The following is a 16,184-nucleotide window of genomic DNA, read 5'->3' as shown; positions in this document are numbered from 1 at the left end:
TTGTTAAAAACCTGTCCATATGGTCAACTCAAAGGCCCCAAATAGCTCGCGCAGTCTTGGCGAAAGCACAAGCTAAGGATGAATCTGTTATTTGTTTCGTCTTTGCATAACTGGCCGACTTGTTGGTATTAGCCAGTTGGTATGAGTACTAAAGCAAAAACCTGACCAATTGGTCGTATTTTTAAAAATAACTTTCCACTTTTAGCTTGAAGGCTTATATATCAAGCATAATATGCGTGCCAGAAAACCCCAATAATTTGGGGGGAACTGATGAGGTAACTGGATTGTGTACAATTTTGGTGCTAACTCTTGTATACATTGCACTCATTTGATGCAGGTCTTGTTTGCTGAGTAATTCGGAACCCCGATATCAGCGGTTCGCTGAGCGCTCTCTGGGTTGGCGCGTATTTTGTAAAGTACTTTGTAGATAGGTTTATGAGTGTAAAGAGGCCAATGAGTATTTTAGCCAGCTATGCTGAAAAGCGATTTACTACGATTGGTGAAGGTAAAAAGTCGAAAGGTAAGGAGTCAACTTGACGGTAGAAGCAGGGCAAACGAAACGAGCGAATGTCGGTGAGATCAGACGGCGTAATGAAGAGCTAATCTTACAAGCTGCGGCAGATGAGTTCGTTAAGCATGGCTACAAAGGCACCTCTGTTCAGGCTATTGCAGACAGAGTGAACCTACCAAAAGCGAACCTGCTGTACTACTTCAAGTCAAAAACTGGCATCTATAAGGCGTTATTGAAAGACATTCTCACGCTATGGAATGACGGTTTTTCGGAACAAGCCGCCATGCTACCGCCAGAGGTAGTGCTAAGAAATTACATCGTCGGTAAGATGCAATACAGCCGCACACACCCAAAAGAATCGAAAATCTTCGCACAAGAGATCATTCAAGGTGCGCCGATTATTGCGGATTCCATTCAATTCCCAATGGTTAACTGGGCGGCAGGCAAAGCAACGATTATTCAATCCTGGATTGATCAGGGATTGATTCGTCCGGTCGAACCGTTGCACTTGCTGTTTTTGATTTGGGGAGCGACCCAATTTTACGCCGACTTTGATACCGAAATCAGGCTGATTAAAGGTGGCCCCCTGTCGACAGAAGAATTCGAAAAAGCGCAGGAGTTTGTGGTTGATATGGTGTTAAGAGGCTTGAGCGTAAAGGGCTGAGTTTTAGTCTATGAGTGCTTAAATAGCCACTGTGTTTAGCAGTGGCTATTTTGCATTGAATGACTAATCAAGCGTCAAACATCCAGCGAAATTGAGGCATATAGTCCAGGTTCTCTTTCACTGTTTCTTTCAATGCTTCATCCAGTACCGTGCCCATATCAACCATAGGGGTATCCCAATTACACTATATCCAGTGTCAGTAATAATCGTCGTTCGTGATGGATAAGTTCCGGTGATCGGTGGACTAGCCCTGTGGCTTCGTTTCCTTCCCAACCACTTCCTTTTAATAACGCGACATCACCAACGGCCATCTGCTGTATTGCGGTATCACTGTCATACAAACCCGACAGATGATCTGGCTGGCCTAAATTGCCTGATCCCAATTTACTGCGATCAATATCATCATTGTTCAACCATTGGGTAGCAGAGCCGGCATACGTCGATACAAGGCGACACGGTACGTGATCAACGTGGAACCTGGGACACATCGGTTTGTCCAGAGCGGTGAGTCGCAAGCCCGCCTCTCTCAAATCAAACAGACAACAGAACATATCCACTATCAAGGCGATATCTTCACCTAAGGCATTGGCACAAGGATGTCCTGATAGCTTACTTCGAACCCATTCTGCGGCATCATCTGGAGTGACAGTCTGAACTAAAGCCAGTGTCTTCTCTTCTCGGAGCATTTCTTCAATACTATGTGTTACTTCTGCTGAGAGTGTGCGTTTCCAGATCGCAATGTTTTGTTCTGTTTGGTAAATATCTGCCAAAACATTCGGCATCGGGGCTATCGGTTGCGATGAATTCAACATTTATATGCTCTCAATTTAGCTATGGTATCGAACAAACGTTTTAGACTAAGAAGTTGTCGAAATCATAAAACATAAAATATGTTATAACATAACAATCGAGATGCCAACCTTGATATTGTTTTCTGCGTCTATGTTAGAAGGTGATATTCATACGAGACGAACGAAGGATTGAATAGAGCTGTATCTGGGTAACGGTATTGAAACGAACATGATAGGGGTCGTCAGTTTGCCCCTAACTAAGTATGCAATGGTGACTAACGGTCAGCACCGTGACAACTTTTAATCTCTTCAATCAACGCTTTCGCCAATGGAGAAGCCGAGTTGTTTTTTAACGTGATCAGCATGACCGGAATTTGATAGGTGTACTTTTCCGGCAGGATAGGCTTGAACAACCCCTTGTCGACCCAATTGCTGGCATAGTGCTCGGGCAGGTAACCGATAAACGCGCCGGATAAAATGAGATGAGCAATTCCCTCATCGTGATAGGCGGTAGCGCTATTTTGGTAATTCAGTGCATCGTTGCGAGTTTCCTTATCTCGCATATAGTTACTGGTGATCACTTCTGCTTGTTGTAAAAGAGTCTTGATTTCAGAAGGCTTACAGTCGAACAGCGGGTGGCCTTTACCGCAATACAAATAGTTGGTTTCATTGTGCAGCGGATAGTAATCCAGTCCCCTTAATTGGTGGCGACTGACGCCGATCCCGACCAGCGAGCGGCCATTGGCTACGGACGTTTCAACTTCGCGTGCTTCACAGACGTTAATGTCGAACTGTAAGTTGTTGCTTCGGCTTTTTAATGACGACACTACCTCTGACACGCGGCAGCGCGGATCGTTGACTAAGGTGTCAATCATGGCAATCGTTGCTCGACCCGAGAGTTCGTTTTTCGAACTTGCGACGGTCGCAGCAAAAGCTTCACACTGCTGAAGTAACTCCAGCGATGCCTGATAAGTTACATGCCCTGCCTCTGTCACCTCAAAACCGCTTCGGCCACGTTTACACAGCTTAAGTCCAAGACGTAACTCCAAATCAGACAAATGTGAGCTAATGGTTGAACGCCCAATGTTTAGGCGGGATTCTGCAGCTGATAAACCACCGCATTCGACGATAGCGACGAATATCCTCAGCATACGTAAATCGACATCTTGAACCTGCATGGAGTGACCTCTTTTTATGTTGGCTGTTAGTTCGATAAAATCGGAATGAACTACGAACATTATGCTTTTATAAAACATCCAGAGCAAGCTAGCATAGGTCCATAAGTAACGTGATAGCAAAATATCGTATGTTAGGAGAACAAAATGACGTTTAGATATGGTGTAGACCGACTAAACCTAGATATCGTAAATGGAATTGCTGACGGCAGCATCAAAGCGGAACTGTGTGAAGAAGCGCTGGATAAGATCAATGCAAGTCGTCGTAATGTAGACATCATCGCTGCATCTGATAAGGCGGTGTACGGCATCAATACTGGTTTCGGTCCTCTATGTGATACGCAAATCTCACCTGAAGAAACGCATCTACTACAAAAAAACCTCCTGATTACTCATGCGGTTGGTGTTGGTGAGCCAATTGCTAAACCAATCTCAAAACTGATGCTGATTACTAAGGTGCATGCGTTAAGTCAGGGCTATTCGGGCATTCGCCTAGAAGTGGTTCAGCGTATGTTGGCGTTTATCGAACTAGACCTTATCCCAGTTGTACCGGAGCAAGGCTCAGTTGGCGCATCAGGCGACTTAGCGCCTCTTTCTCACCTGTTTTTACCATTGATTGGTGAAGGTGAATTCTGGCAGGGAGACCGCATTGTTCCTGCAGCGGAAGCGCTTCGTGAAAACGGCCTAGAGCCTCTTGAGCTGCATGCTAAAGAAGGTTTGGCACTGATCAACGGCACACAGTTCATCTTGTCACATGCGATTACCGCGCTTACAAAAATGCGTTACCTTCTGGATCTGGCTGATTTGGCTGGCGCGATGAGTATCGAGGGCATGCAAGGCAGTGGCTCGCCATTCAGAGAAGAGCTTCACCTGACGCGTGCGTTCGCAGGTAACATTGAAGTGGCAGCGCGTATGCGCCGTTTCTTCGAAGGTTCTGAGAACATGGCTTCTCATGCTGATTGTGTTCGCGTGCAAGACCCATATTCACTGCGTTGTATTCCGCAGGTACACGGTGCTTCTCGCAACGCTTTTAACCACTTAAAAGAGCTGGCTGAAATCGAAATGAACTCTGTGACTGATAACCCGATCGTTATCAGTTCTGAAGAAGCAATTTCAGGTGGTAGCTTCCATGGTCAACCTTTGGCGATGGTATTGGATTACGCTTCAATCGCAGCTGCGGAGCTGGGCAATATTGCAGACCGTCGTTGTTACCTGCTTCTTGAGGGCTTGCACGGTCTGCCGCGTCTGTTGACCTCATCTGGTGGTCTTAACTCGGGCATGATGATTCCGCAATACGCGACAGCTGCACTGGTTACTGAAAACAAATCACTCTGTTTCCCACCCTCTGCTGACAGCGTGCCGACCTCAATGGGTCAGGAAGATCACGTTTCTATGGGTAGTATTTCGGGTCGAAAACTGAACCAAATCTTAGGTAATTTAGAAAAGATTTTTGGCATCGAGCTGATGTACGCTGCACAGGCGATAGAGTTCAGACGTCCGCACAAATGTTCAGATCTGATTGAAGAAAACTTCCAGATTATCCGTGAGAAAGTTGCCAAGCTAGAAGAAGACCGCCTGCTTAAGCCTGATATCGATGCGATGATCACACTGGTTAAAACACAAGCATTTAACGTGAACTAAGGGAGACTCACAAATGGAAACAGTATTAAATTTTCAAGACCAGATTAAGCAAGGTATCCCTAGTACACTGCCGGAAGCAAAGCCTTATCCGGAAGGCGTAAACCGCGCGCCAAAGCGTAAAGACATTCTGAGCCCAGAAGAAAAGCAGCTCGCTATTCGTAATGCATTGCGTTACTTCCCGAAAGAGTGGCATCAGGAATTGGCAGCGGAGTTTGCTCAAGAGCTGAAAGATTTCGGTCGTATTTACATGTACCGCTTCAAGCCAAACTACAACATGAAAGCGCGCTCTATTTCAGATTATCCAGCCAAGTGTGAGCAGGCAGCGGCCATCATGCTGATGATCGACAACAACTTAGATCCTGCAGTAGCACAGCACCCAGAAGAGCTTATCACTTACGGTGGTAACGGCGCAGTATTCCAGAACTGGGCGCAATACCTGCTGACCATGAAGTATCTGAGTGAGATGGAAAGCGACCAGACGTTACACTTGTACTCTGGTCACCCTATGGGGCTGTTCCCGTCGTCTGAAGAGGCACCACGTGTTGTTGTTACTAACGGCATGATGATCCCGAACTACTCGAAGCCAGATGACTGGGAAAAATTCAACGCATTAGGCGTGACTCAATACGGTCAGATGACGGCTGGCTCGTTCATGTACATCGGTCCACAAGGTATCGTACATGGCACCACAATCACGGTAATGAACGCGTTCCGTAAGGTTTTGGAAAAAGGTCAAAGCCCACAAGGTAAGATCTTCCTGACTGCTGGTCTTGGCGGTATGAGCGGTGCGCAGCCTAAAGCTGGTAACATCGCCAACTGTATTACTGTGTGTGCAGAAGTGAACCCGAAAGCGGCGATTAAGCGTCACGAACAAGGTTGGGTCGATGAGCTAGTTGATAACATGGACGCACTGGTTGAGCGTGTTCGTCAAGCTCAGGCTAATGAAGAAGTGGTGTCGATTGCCTTTATCGGTAACGTGGTTGATGTATGGGAAGCTTTCTACGAGAAGGAAATCTTCGTACACCTGGGATCAGACCAGACGTCACTACACAACCCTTGGTCAGGCGGTTACTACCCGGTTGATATCAGCTACGAAGAGTCTAACCGTCTAATCCGTGAAGAGCCTGAAGTGTTCAAGGTAAAAGTACAAGAAACTCTGAAGCGTCATGCTGATGCAGTAAACAAACACACAGCTCGTGGTACTTACTTCTTTGACTACGGCAATGCCTTCTTGCTTGAAGCTTCTCGCGCTGGTGGCGATGTGATGGCTGAAAACGGCATCGACTTTAAATACCCATCATACGTGCAGGACATTCTTGGTCCTATGTGTTTTGACTACGGTTTTGGTCCATTCCGTTGGGTTTGTACTTCAGGTAAACCAGAAGATCTGGACAGAACCGATGCGATTGCTGCGGAAGTGCTCAGCAAAATCATGGAAGAGTCACCAGAAGAAATTCAGCAGCAGATGCAAGACAACATCACTTGGATCAAAGATGCGAAACAGAACAAACTGGTTGTAGGCTCACAAGCCCGTATTCTTTACGCGGATGCGCAAGGTCGTATGGAAATCGCGAAAGCATTTAATGATGCGATCAATCGCGGCGAAATCGGTCCTGTGGTACTTGGTCGTGACCACCACGATGTAAGTGGTACTGATTCACCGTTCCGTGAAACGTCTAACATCTATGATGGCAGCCGCTTTACTGCTGACATGGCGATTCACAACGTAATCGGTGATGGTTTCCGTGGCGCGACTTGGGTTTCTATCCACAACGGCGGCGGTGTAGGCTGGGGTGAAGTGATCAACGGCGGCTTTGGTATGTTACTTGACGGCAGTGACAGCGCTGAGCGCCGATTGAAGTCCATGCTTTTGTTCGATGTTAACAACGGTATCGCACGTCGTAGCTGGGCACGAAACAAAGAAGCTAATTTTGCGATTCAACGTGAAATGGAAAGAACACCGAAGCTTAAGGTGACGTTAGCAAACCAAGTTGATGACGACATTATCGAAAACTTGTCTTTCTAAGTAACTTGAAAGCTATCTAACAATAGAAAGAAACAAAAAAGGCAGCGAACTTCGCTGCCTTTCGTTTTTAGGTGTTGGTGAATTACCACATCAAATCATCAGGAACGACGAACTCTGCATATGGGTCATCCTCTGCAGGAATGTCGGCTTCAGGTTCTTTTTGATCGATAATTACAGACTCGTCACGTTGAGCAATTTTGTTTGCCACGCCACGAGGAATAACCACATAGCTCTCGCCTACAACCGCGATCGCCAGAATACCTTTGATCAACTGTTCACGAATCAGAGAATCAACGTACAGTGATTTCACCAAAGTGCCGTCTGTAAAGTTGTATTTGATGTCGCCATCTTTCAAATCAACTTTGTTCATTTCGATCAGTTGATTGATTTGCGCTTTGATCTCTTTACTCAAACGTTCAGCATTCTGTTGTTCGCTCAACGCTTTATCTCGTTCTAACTGCTGGCGTTTGCTCTCTTCAACGGCCGCTTTGACTTCGCGTGCCTGAACGCGGGATTTTTTAGAGCCTTTTTTCGCTTTCTTGAGTTTTTTCTCGTTAACTAAGCCAGCTTTTAGCATTTGTTCTTGAAGGGTAAGTTTTGCCATGTTTAATCCAGTTAATACGCAATTTTTGTTATTTTAACCAGTCCTGATCCGCAAGGAAAGGGCAGGTAAGGGATGTAGGCTGAATATCCTAATAAAATGCCGGCTTTTGAGGTAAAAGCCGGCGTGTCATGCTCAGTATGTTTGGCGTTTAAGGTGGTTACTTCGCGTTCCACTGCTTAGAGGTGACGAGGTTATCCATCACTTTGTTAACCGCTCGGTGCGCTTTAGCCACGATAGTGTCGACATCGTTACGGCTGGTAATAAGTGCTGGTGCAAAGCCCAGAATGTCACCATGAGGCATAGCCCTTGCGATCAGGCCGACTTCCAGGCAGGCGGCCGAGACTTGCGGACCCACTTTTAAATTGGGATCAAAGTGCGCGCGACGCAGTTTGTCTGGCGAGAACTCCAGTGCATGCAGTAAACCGATACCTCGAGAATCGCCGACGAGAGGATGATCTTGGAAGGTTTCCGTCATACGTTGTTGCAAATAAGCGCCCACATCTGCTGCGTTTTGAACTAAGCCTTCGCGCTCAATGATATCTAAGTTGCAGTTCGCCGCCGCTGCCCCCATTGGATGCCCTGAATAGGTATATCCATGGCCGATTGCGCCCCACAGGTCGGTACCGTTTTCCAGAACATTCCAAACGCGTTCGCCGACAATCACGCCTGAAAGCGGTTGGTACGCCGATGTTAAGCCTTTTGCAACTGTAATAAGGTCTGGCTTCATGTCATAGTGGATAGAGCCAAAATCAGAGCCCAAACGACCAAATCCACACACTACTTCATCAGCGATCAACAGAACATCGTATTTATCGAGAACTTTACGGACCGCCTGCCAATAGCCTTGTGGCGGCGGGACGATACCACCAGTTCCAAGCACTGGTTCGGCAATCATTGCTGCGACGGTGTCAGGCCCTTCGGCGAGGATCATTGACTCAAGCTGATCCGCACAGTATTGGGAAAATTCTAACTCTGATAGTGAATCATCTTCACGGCGGTAATAGTAGGGGGCCATGGTGTGCTTGATGCGTTCCAGTGGCAGATCAAAGTGGGCGTGGAACAGTGGTAAACCAGTCATCGAGCCTGAAGCGATACTTGAACCATGGTAAGCGCGATCTCGGGAGATGATTTTTTTCTTCTCAGGGAGGCCAAGGACATTATTGTAGTACCAGACTAATTTGAGCTGGGTTTCATTCGCATCACTACCGGACATTCCGTAGTAAACTTTGCTCATGCCGTCCGGTGCCATTTTGATAATTCGGTCTGAGAGTTTAACCAAGGCTTCATTGGTGTGACCAACATAGGTATGGTAGTACGCCAACTCTTTCGCTTGCTCGTATATCGCTTCCGCCATCTCTGTTCTGCCATATCCAATATTTACGCAATACAAGCCAGCAAATCCGTCGATAAGCTCAGTCCCTTCTGAGTCGGTGATTCGAATGCCTTGTCCGCTTGATATGATTCTGCCCGGAAGCTCACCAGCCGCGTACTGCTTGAGGTGGGTTGAGGCATGAAAAACACGTTGACGATCGATCTCCAGTAGTTGTTGTGTTTTATTGTTCATAGTCCTTCTCCTGTTTATCTCCAACTTTCTTGTCTCAACAGCCACTCACGCTAGGCAGGTTGCCTAAGCAGCAATATTTAATTTCGCTGAATTCTTCAAAGCCATGATGACTCCCCTCGCGTCCCAATCCTGACTGTTTTACGCCGCCAAATGGGATAGGGTGGCCAGTCATCTTGACGGAATTGACGCTCACCATGCCAAATTCCAAACCACGCATACATCGCCATATCTGGTGGATGTCATGTCCATAAACGTAGGCGGCGAGGCCATATTCGGTGTCGTTACTCATGTCTATCACGGTGTCTAAATCTTGATAGGGCAGCACGCCAGCGACGGGACAAAAGTTTTCTTCGCGGTAGACGGCCATTTCAGATGTCACATCGGCGAGCAGGGTTGGTGCAAAGAAGTTTTCACCCGGAACGGAGTCGTGGTAACCCGCAACCAATCGCGCCCCTTTTTCAAGTGCGTCACGAACGAAATCGTGAGCTTTGTCCACCGCGGCACGATTGATCAGAGGTCCCATATTGGTCTTGTCGTCTAAGCCGTTACCCAACACAATCATGCTCATGTGTTTGGCAAAGGCTTCTAAGAACGGCTCGTATTTATCCTGCGGAACGAAAATTCGGTTTGCGGCCAAGCAGTCTTGTCCGGCAGTTTGGAATTTTGCATCTACGGCTGCTTTGGCTGCGGCTTCGACTTCCATATCGGGCAGGACGATAAAAGGTGCGTTACCACCTAATTCCATACTGCATTTCTTTACCGTTTGTGCCGCGTCACGCAGGAGCAATTTTCCTACTCGGGTTGAGCCTGTGAACGACAGGGCTTTTACTTTATCGGAGTGACACAGCGTCTTAGAGATCATGGCAGCGTCACCGGTCACCACATTAAAAACACCCGCCGGAAACCCGGCTCGATCGGCGAGCTCTGCCAAGGCTAACGATGAAAATGGTGTTTCGCTCGCAGGCTTGATTATCACAGGGCAACCAATCGCTAATGCGGCCGCAGCTTTTCTCGTCACCATCGCATTAGGGAAATTCCATGGCGTGATTAATGCTGCAACCCCAATAGGCTCGCGAATTGTCGAAAGCTGGGCATTAGGTATATGGCTGGGAATGGTTTCACCGTAGCTGCGGCGTGCTTCTTCTGCAAACCAGCGAATAAAAGACGCGCCGTAGTCAATTTCACCAAGTGCATCGCCTATGGTTTTGCCTTGCTCCATCACCATTAAACGGGCGAGATCTTGTTTGGATTGCAGTATTAGATCGTGCCAACGCATCAAGACTTCAGCACGTTGCTCTGCCTGCATTTTTCGCCACTGACGAAAGGCACGATCAGCATCATCAATCGTTTGGTAGAGTTGCTGCTGGGAAAGTCGGGTGGTATATCCGATGATGCTGCCGTCGGCAGGGTTATGAACGGGATGGAAATGATCGCCACTTGTCCACTTGCCATTAATGTAGGCGAGTCCTCTCACCAAGCGTACGTCTTCCATGATTGCCATCATGTCATGCGACGCTTTGACTTCGTCTCCATGTTTGATTTCGTTGCTATGAAACGGGTGAAGTGCTGTCATAAGTCCCTCTCGAACATCGTTATCCATAGTTAAACTGTAATCGAGGAGGGGGATAAATTATTTCTGATGCGAAAGGCAGAACCGCGAGGTTTTTCTTTATAAAGACAGAAAGTAGCGTTTTTTTCTGCTGAGATCAGATTTCACTTTTCCTTTCAGAACAGAACGTTTTGCTTGATCTCTAAGTTACCAGAATCGCGTTTGATGGTTTTAGTGACGATGTAGGTGAAGTAGCGTTCAATGCCGACTTCTGAATCCAGCCAGTTGTCGATCAGCCTCTGGTATTGGTCGATATCTTCGGATTGAACTTTGAGGATATAATCAACGCCACCGCCTGTGGCGTAGCAATCGGTCACTTCAGGAGTATGCTTTACCAATTGCTCAAAACGTCTGAACGCCTGTGCGTTGTGTTCTTTGAGTGAGACTTCCACCATGACGGACGTTCGTTTAAACAGCACATCGGTATTCACTCTGGCACCATAACCTTCGATGATGCCGGCTTCTTCAAGTTTTTTCACACGTTCCCAGCACGGGCTGACGGACAGGTTAATTTCTTCTGCAAGATGAGATTTGGTGATGCGGCCATTGTCATGCAGAATCTGTAGAATTTTGACGTCGTAGCGATCGAGGCGCATGGTTGGTCTCCTCTTGGTTGGGACGAAATGCTGATGCTGTTTAGCTAGCCGTTTAAGTTAATACTCCGCAATCCTTCGCGATGACGGCGAGCGTGTCGCCAATATTCACCATAGCAGGAAAACGGCGTGCAGCGAAAATGCCATCTCTCTCGGCGCGATATTCTACTGGCACTTCGCCAGTTCGTTCTGTTGAATAGATTCTTACAATGACATCACCTTGTTTGATGGCATCACCAAGTTCAAACCGGTATTCCGCTATGCCTCTGTGCTGGCTTTGGACATAACAGTCTGCATCTGGCATGTCGAGCAACTGGGTTGGTTGACTGGGCTTTTCATAATTGCCAGAAAGGTTGCCAGCAAAACGCAGGAAATTACGGATACCGCGATCGGCATATTGAATAGTTTGTGGTGTGCTGGTACCGCCTCCGCGCAGTTCCGTGGTGACAAAGACTTTATCCTGAGATTCAACCGCGGTGTCATACAGACTGGTGGCATCCATTTCGAGCATAATCATGGTGTAAGGTGCACCAAACATTTTCGCTCCCAATATGCAGGCTTCTTCCTGTTCTGGATTATCTAAGCGATGTGCGGCGGCAAAAGGGACGATGTCTAACGTTTTTCCCCCTGAGTGAATATCCAGAGCGAAATCGCACAATGGCACCAGATAGCGGGTGAAGTAGTCGGCGATTTTCTCTGTGACTGTTCCCGACGGGTTGCCGGGAAAGCTGCGGTTTAAGTTACCTTTATCGATAGGGGAAGTGCGGGAAGCATTCTGGACCGCGGGCAAATTCATCATTGGGACAATAATCACGCGCCCTTGTATCTGCTCAGGCTGTAATGAACTCGCCAGCTTTAACAGGCTGGTGATCCCTTCATATTCGTCGCCATGATTTCCCACGGTTAAAAGTGATGTTGGACCCGGGCCATTTTTTATCACGGTTATCGGGATCATTACGCTTCCCCATGCGGAATCGTCATGGGAGTAAGGCAGGGAGAGAAAACCATGTTGGGTACCTTCTCGGTCAAAGTCTACGGTGGCTGTGATCGAGCTGTTTTGCATGCAAACTCCTTTTTCTTTGCTAAGTTCTTCGTTTCAACCCTTTCTAATCAGTGTTTAACAAACAAGTGGCGGGGAAAATCACACAATGTTTTTGCGCCAAGGCGGGTAATAACAATGCTTTCTGTGGTCTCTAGGCCCCAGTCTTTAAACCATAGGCCGGGCATAAAATGGAACGTCATGCCCTCTTTTAGAACGGTTTTGTCGGTGTCGCGAAGACTCATGGTCCGTTCGCCCCAATCGGGTGGATAACTCAGTCCAATGGGATAACCGCAACGAGCGCCTTCACGGGAAAAGCCTGCTTTATCGAGGACTTTATTCAAAGCGTTGGCGATATCAGCACACGTGTTGCCGGGTTTAGCGACTTCTAAACCTGCTTCAAGACCTCTTGTGAGCGCTTCGTCGGCACGTTTAAACTTGTCATCAGGTTCGCCTAAGAAAATAGTGCGGGATAGAGGGCAGTGGTAACGCCGATGTGCACCAGCGATTTCAAAGAAGGTCCCTTCTCCTTTTTTGAACGGCCTGTCGTCCCAGGTTAAGTGAGGCGCGGAAGCATCAGCACCAGAGGGCAATAGCGGAACAATTGCGGTGTAATCACCAAAATGATCCTCATGACCAAGGACCGCCTGACGGTTAATCTCTGCAACCAGATGATGTTTAGGCAAGCCTGGTTCGATCATATCAAACGCGACACGATGCATGTTTTCGACAATACGCGCAGCGCGGTACATGTAGGACAACTCTTGGTCCGACTTTACGGCACGGCACCAGTTAACCAGACCTGTTGCATCGAGTAACTGTGCGTTCGGCAAGTGATCAATCAATGACTCATAGGCGGTTGCACTAAAGTAATAGTTGTCTTTTTCTACACCGATACGACCGCGATCCCAGCAACGTGGCGTCAATACAGCTTCAACCAGATAATCCATCGGGTGCAGAGGTGGATTCATGACGTAATGGTCGGGGTAGGAGGCGATGTTTTCAGCCGACATATACGCGGTTCTGTAGGCGCCATTCGCGTCTTGGCAACGCCCGAACCATATTGGTTCACCTTCAGGCCCTACAATCACACATTGTGGTACATAGAAAGACCAACCATCATAGCCAGTTAGCCAAGACATATTGGATGGGTCATGGATAATGAGTACATCCAATTCTCGTTCGAGCATCGATTGTCGAACTTTGGATAAACGTTCTTGGAATTCCTCCAACGTAAAATGCATAGTAATGCCTCTCATACACTCTCCTTGTTGAAAATCCGATGCTCTTGGCCCTCGGAAATGAGGTCTCTGTTCTCCTATTCAGATCGCTTGGATCTGTCGCAATCTTTAACCATGGCTTGGAATCGATGGTTAAAAATATCGGTGCATTTATAAATTCCTCGTTATTCTTGATACTTATCAATAAAGACAATTGTGGTTGAGATTTGTACTCAGTGCTGCATTTTTTAATGTAAAAAACACTGTCAAAGGTTATGAGACAAAGGAGTGTTATCAGAATTGGAACTAATAAGATTCTGTATTTTCTTAAATTTTTGAGGGAAGACTGTGAACTAATCACCTCTGAGTAAACGGGAGATATTGAGCGAGTTGGAGATAGGATTAGGGACGAGTAGGACGTATTTTTGCCTGATCTAGCCCGCGCCGATAAAGGAAAGCAACGCGCGGGTTAGTCAATTTTTAGGTGTCAGAGAGCGATCAATTCAATTTTTGAGTAGATTCTCTTACTTGCAGCGAGCCCTGATATTGGAAGTGTTTTTGAACGGTCTGCTGTTCTTTATTCAGCGTCAGTGCGGTAGTGATAGCATCGCGCGTGAGTTCTAAAATAGGCAGTTCCACGGTTGAAATTCGCGGTACCATAAAACTCGCTGTTGGGTCACCATCGATACCAATGACTGAAACATCTTCAGGAACTTTTAGTCCTTTGTCATGCAGTGCACGAATTGCACCAATGGCCATGGAGTCAGTACACGAAAAAATAGCGCTAAAAGGTATGCCGCTATCAATCAGTTTGATTGTTGCATCGTATCCACTTTCAGGATTGCTATGGCCTTCGTAAACCAGTCCGTCATTTACTTCAATGTCATGTTTGATCAAGGTTTCTTTATAAGCCGAAAGACGCTTTTGTCCTGTGCTGCTAGACATTGGAGTAGTGATACAAGCAATCTGTTTATGGCCAAGATCTAAAAGGTATTGAGTTGCGACACGTGCCACTTGCTCTTGATCGAAATAAAAGCTGAATAGCTTTTCATCGTCCAGAGCGCGATTGATGACGATAAGTTGGGTTTTCATTTCCTGTTGCAGAGTAGAAAGTTGCTGCTCAGACAAATGACGGCTGTAAATCAGAATAGCATCGCAGTTATGAGCGTTCAGGGAGCGCACTGCTTCCTCTTCGCCCTCTACATTGTCGCTGCTGTTCATCACAAACAATTTCTTGTCAGCTTTTTGCATGTCCATCGCAGCTTCTGTCAGCATGGAACCAAAATAGTGACTATCAAAATGAGGGAGAACTAAACCGAACGTATTGTAGCTGTTTGTTGCCAAAGCACGCGCAAAAGCATTAGGTTGATAGCCTAAAGATTTCATAGCCGCTAACACAGACTCACGAGTCTGATCTTTCACATATTCGCTTCCATTTATAACTCTGGATACGGTTGCCTTTGAAACACCTGCAGCTTTACATACGTCTTTGATTGTCGCCATTTTTTTATTCCCAAATACTTTGGTTTGACAGTTTACACTATTTGTCTGAGCGAAGGTAAACCGTTGTCTTATTTTAGACGTAAGTCCAATACACACAGATTCATCACGAGGCATAAGAGCAAAAAATTGTCTGGTTTTGCTTGTCCTCACAGTTTTCTGAGAATTATCTTACTCTAACTGTAACCGGTTTCAATTGTTGGTGTATGCTAGTTATGAGCAACAGAAGTCTCTTGATAAGTATAAGTACATTTATGCTTTGCTATTCAGTAATCTGACGGTAATGACTCCTACAGGATTTCCCTGTCAAAACAACCTAGTTCGAATCCTGCATCTTAAAGTCATTTTGATAACACTTTTCATAATTAAGGAACAGGAAACTATTTTGATAGAAACAATTATTTTTGATATGGACGGCGTGCTTGTTGATTCTGAGCCGTTCTGGCGCAAGGCGAAAGTCAACGCGGTTGCACGTTTTGGTGGGCAAATCACCGAGCAACTTGCTTATCAGAGTACCGGTCTTCGCATCGATGAAATCGCCAATTATTGGATACGCTACTGTAATTTAGATCCGAAATGTGCCCCTGATCTTGCAGATGCTATTTTGACGGAAGTGATCGGACAAATTAAGACGCACGGTCAACTTCTCCCGGGCGTGAAAGAATCTTTGGATATACTGGCCAAGACCGGTTTGAAAATTGGGTTGGCTTCATCTTCACCTTTACGCCTAATAGAAGCGGTTCTGGAAACATTTGAAATCGGTAAGTATTTCTCGGTCTATATTTCGGCTGAGCATCTGCCGTATGGAAAACCTCACCCTCAGGTGTACATGGATGCGGCAGTGAAGTTGAACACAGAGCCTCATAACTGCTTGGCTATTGAAGACTCAGTTAACGGTTTGATTGCCGCGAAAGCCGCAGGTATGACCGCCATTTGTGTACCTGAACCGGGGCAGGAAATGAATCCACGCTTTGGCATTGCAGATATCAAGCTGACCTCTCTTGAAGACTTTTCTACGTCCAAAGAGGTGGTGAAAATTTTTGGTAAATCAATAGCTTGATTTTGTACGGATTAGAGATTATCTGACGGCATTCGCTGCAATTTAGGTTGAATAAAAGGGCTTCCCCTAGGATCTGGAGAAGCACTTTGTTGTTCCTAAAATATCTGCTTTGACTTAAATCTGTGATCTGCGGTCGTGGTTTATGAGCGAACTTCAGGACAAAAAAATGCACCCTTCGCCGGGGCTT

The 16,184-nt window shown here is 46.6% G+C and carries 13 protein-coding genes; 4 read left to right on the top strand and 9 right to left on the bottom strand.

Going from position 1 to position 16,184, the window contains the following annotated elements:
* The first annotated feature begins 533 nt into the window (after positions 1-533).
* On the top strand, positions 534-1,175 hold the full coding sequence (locus L9Q40_RS15575; RefSeq protein ID WP_498793856.1) for a TetR/AcrR family transcriptional regulator: 642 nt from the start codon (positions 534-536) through the stop codon (positions 1,173-1,175).
* Positions 1,176-1,354: 179 nt separating this feature from the next.
* Here L9Q40_RS15575 and L9Q40_RS15570 read toward each other — a convergent pair whose 3' ends face one another.
* A complete protein-coding gene (locus L9Q40_RS15570) occupies positions 1,355-1,987 on the bottom strand; it encodes a DUF1826 domain-containing protein (protein ID WP_498793853.1) in 633 nt (210 codons plus the stop codon).
* Between the two features lie 254 nt (positions 1,988-2,241).
* Complete coding sequence (locus tag L9Q40_RS15565; protein WP_498793852.1) at positions 2,242-3,144, bottom strand: LysR family transcriptional regulator; 903 nt, start codon at positions 3,142-3,144, stop codon at positions 2,242-2,244.
* 144 nt (positions 3,145-3,288) lie between these two features.
* Between L9Q40_RS15565 and hutH the strand changes: the two genes are divergently transcribed.
* Together hutH and hutU are read left to right on the top strand one after the other, a co-directional pair.
* The gene (hutH, locus tag L9Q40_RS15560) at positions 3,289-4,782 is read left to right on the top strand and encodes a histidine ammonia-lyase (RefSeq protein ID WP_020334089.1); all 1,494 of its coding nucleotides are present in this window, start codon (positions 3,289-3,291) and stop codon (positions 4,780-4,782) included.
* Positions 4,783-4,795: 13 nt separating this feature from the next.
* Entirely contained in the window at positions 4,796-6,808 is a 2,013-nt protein-coding gene (hutU, locus tag L9Q40_RS15555) for a urocanate hydratase (RefSeq protein ID WP_498793851.1), read from the top strand.
* Between the two features lie 82 nt (positions 6,809-6,890).
* Here hutU and L9Q40_RS15550 read toward each other — a convergent pair whose 3' ends face one another.
* The 7 genes from L9Q40_RS15550 to L9Q40_RS15520 all read right to left on the bottom strand — a co-directional run bounded on the left by L9Q40_RS15550 (position 6,891) and on the right by L9Q40_RS15520 (position 14,940).
* A complete protein-coding gene (locus L9Q40_RS15550; RefSeq protein WP_440877995.1) occupies positions 6,891-7,412 on the bottom strand; it encodes a DUF2058 domain-containing protein in 522 nt (173 codons plus the stop codon).
* A gap of 157 nt (positions 7,413-7,569) precedes the next feature.
* Entirely contained in the window at positions 7,570-8,976 is a 1,407-nt protein-coding gene (locus tag L9Q40_RS15545; protein WP_498793850.1) for an aspartate aminotransferase family protein, read from the bottom strand.
* Positions 8,977-9,010: 34 nt separating this feature from the next.
* A complete protein-coding gene (locus tag L9Q40_RS15540; RefSeq protein ID WP_498793849.1) occupies positions 9,011-10,549 on the bottom strand; it encodes an NAD-dependent succinate-semialdehyde dehydrogenase in 1,539 nt (512 codons plus the stop codon).
* 152 nt (positions 10,550-10,701) lie between these two features.
* Positions 10,702-11,181, bottom strand: coding sequence for an Lrp/AsnC family transcriptional regulator (locus L9Q40_RS15535; protein ID WP_014233708.1), 480 nt, complete (start codon positions 11,179-11,181; stop codon positions 10,702-10,704).
* 52 nt (positions 11,182-11,233) lie between these two features.
* Positions 11,234-12,241: a N(2)-acetyl-L-2,4-diaminobutanoate deacetylase DoeB gene (doeB, locus tag L9Q40_RS15530; protein WP_498793848.1), complete on the bottom strand. Its 1,008-nt coding sequence runs from the start codon at positions 12,239-12,241 to the stop codon at positions 11,234-11,236.
* Between the two features lie 47 nt (positions 12,242-12,288).
* Positions 12,289-13,476, bottom strand: coding sequence for an ectoine hydrolase DoeA (doeA, locus tag L9Q40_RS15525; RefSeq protein WP_014233710.1), 1,188 nt, complete (start codon positions 13,474-13,476; stop codon positions 12,289-12,291).
* A 459-nt stretch (positions 13,477-13,935) separates the two neighbouring features.
* Complete coding sequence (locus L9Q40_RS15520; protein ID WP_065300775.1) at positions 13,936-14,940, bottom strand: LacI family DNA-binding transcriptional regulator; 1,005 nt, start codon at positions 14,938-14,940, stop codon at positions 13,936-13,938.
* A gap of 382 nt (positions 14,941-15,322) precedes the next feature.
* Between L9Q40_RS15520 and hxpB the strand changes: the two genes are divergently transcribed.
* On the top strand, positions 15,323-15,997 hold the full coding sequence (hxpB, locus tag L9Q40_RS15515; protein WP_498793847.1) for a hexitol phosphatase HxpB: 675 nt from the start codon (positions 15,323-15,325) through the stop codon (positions 15,995-15,997).
* Positions 15,998-16,184 lie beyond the last annotated feature (187 nt).

Origin of the sequence: Allocatenococcus thiocycli (genome assembly GCF_921292965.1) — a bacterium.
GTDB classification, from domain to species: Bacteria; Pseudomonadota; Gammaproteobacteria; order Enterobacterales; family Vibrionaceae; genus Vibrio; species Vibrio natriegens.
The sequence above is the reverse complement of the archived record's forward strand: the minus strand, read 5'-3'. Positions and strand labels throughout refer to the sequence as shown.

What these genes read in the sequence shown, in the direction of transcription:
- L9Q40_RS15565 (WP_498793852.1), bottom strand. Translation starts at nt 3,144, where the DNA reads ATGCAGGTTCAAGATGTCGATTTACGTATGCTGAGGATATTCGTCGCT.
- L9Q40_RS15570 (WP_498793853.1), bottom strand. Translation starts at nt 1,987, where the DNA reads ATGTTGAATTCATCGCAACCGATAGCCCCGATGCCGAATGTTTTGGCA.
- L9Q40_RS15545 (WP_498793850.1), bottom strand. Translation starts at nt 8,976, where the DNA reads ATGAACAATAAAACACAACAACTACTGGAGATCGATCGTCAACGTGTT.
- hutH (WP_020334089.1), top strand. Translation starts at nt 3,289, where the DNA reads ATGACGTTTAGATATGGTGTAGACCGACTAAACCTAGATATCGTAAAT.
- doeB (WP_498793848.1), bottom strand. Translation starts at nt 12,241, where the DNA reads ATGCAAAACAGCTCGATCACAGCCACCGTAGACTTTGACCGAGAAGGT.
- L9Q40_RS15550 (WP_440877995.1), bottom strand. Translation starts at nt 7,412, where the DNA reads ATGGCAAAACTTACCCTTCAAGAACAAATGCTAAAAGCTGGCTTAGTT.
- doeA (WP_014233710.1), bottom strand. Translation starts at nt 13,476, where the DNA reads ATGAGAGGCATTACTATGCATTTTACGTTGGAGGAATTCCAAGAACGT.
- hutU (WP_498793851.1), top strand. Translation starts at nt 4,796, where the DNA reads ATGGAAACAGTATTAAATTTTCAAGACCAGATTAAGCAAGGTATCCCT.
- L9Q40_RS15535 (WP_014233708.1), bottom strand. Translation starts at nt 11,181, where the DNA reads ATGCGCCTCGATCGCTACGACGTCAAAATTCTACAGATTCTGCATGAC.
- L9Q40_RS15540 (WP_498793849.1), bottom strand. Translation starts at nt 10,549, where the DNA reads ATGACAGCACTTCACCCGTTTCATAGCAACGAAATCAAACATGGAGAC.
- L9Q40_RS15520 (WP_065300775.1), bottom strand. Translation starts at nt 14,940, where the DNA reads ATGGCGACAATCAAAGACGTATGTAAAGCTGCAGGTGTTTCAAAGGCA.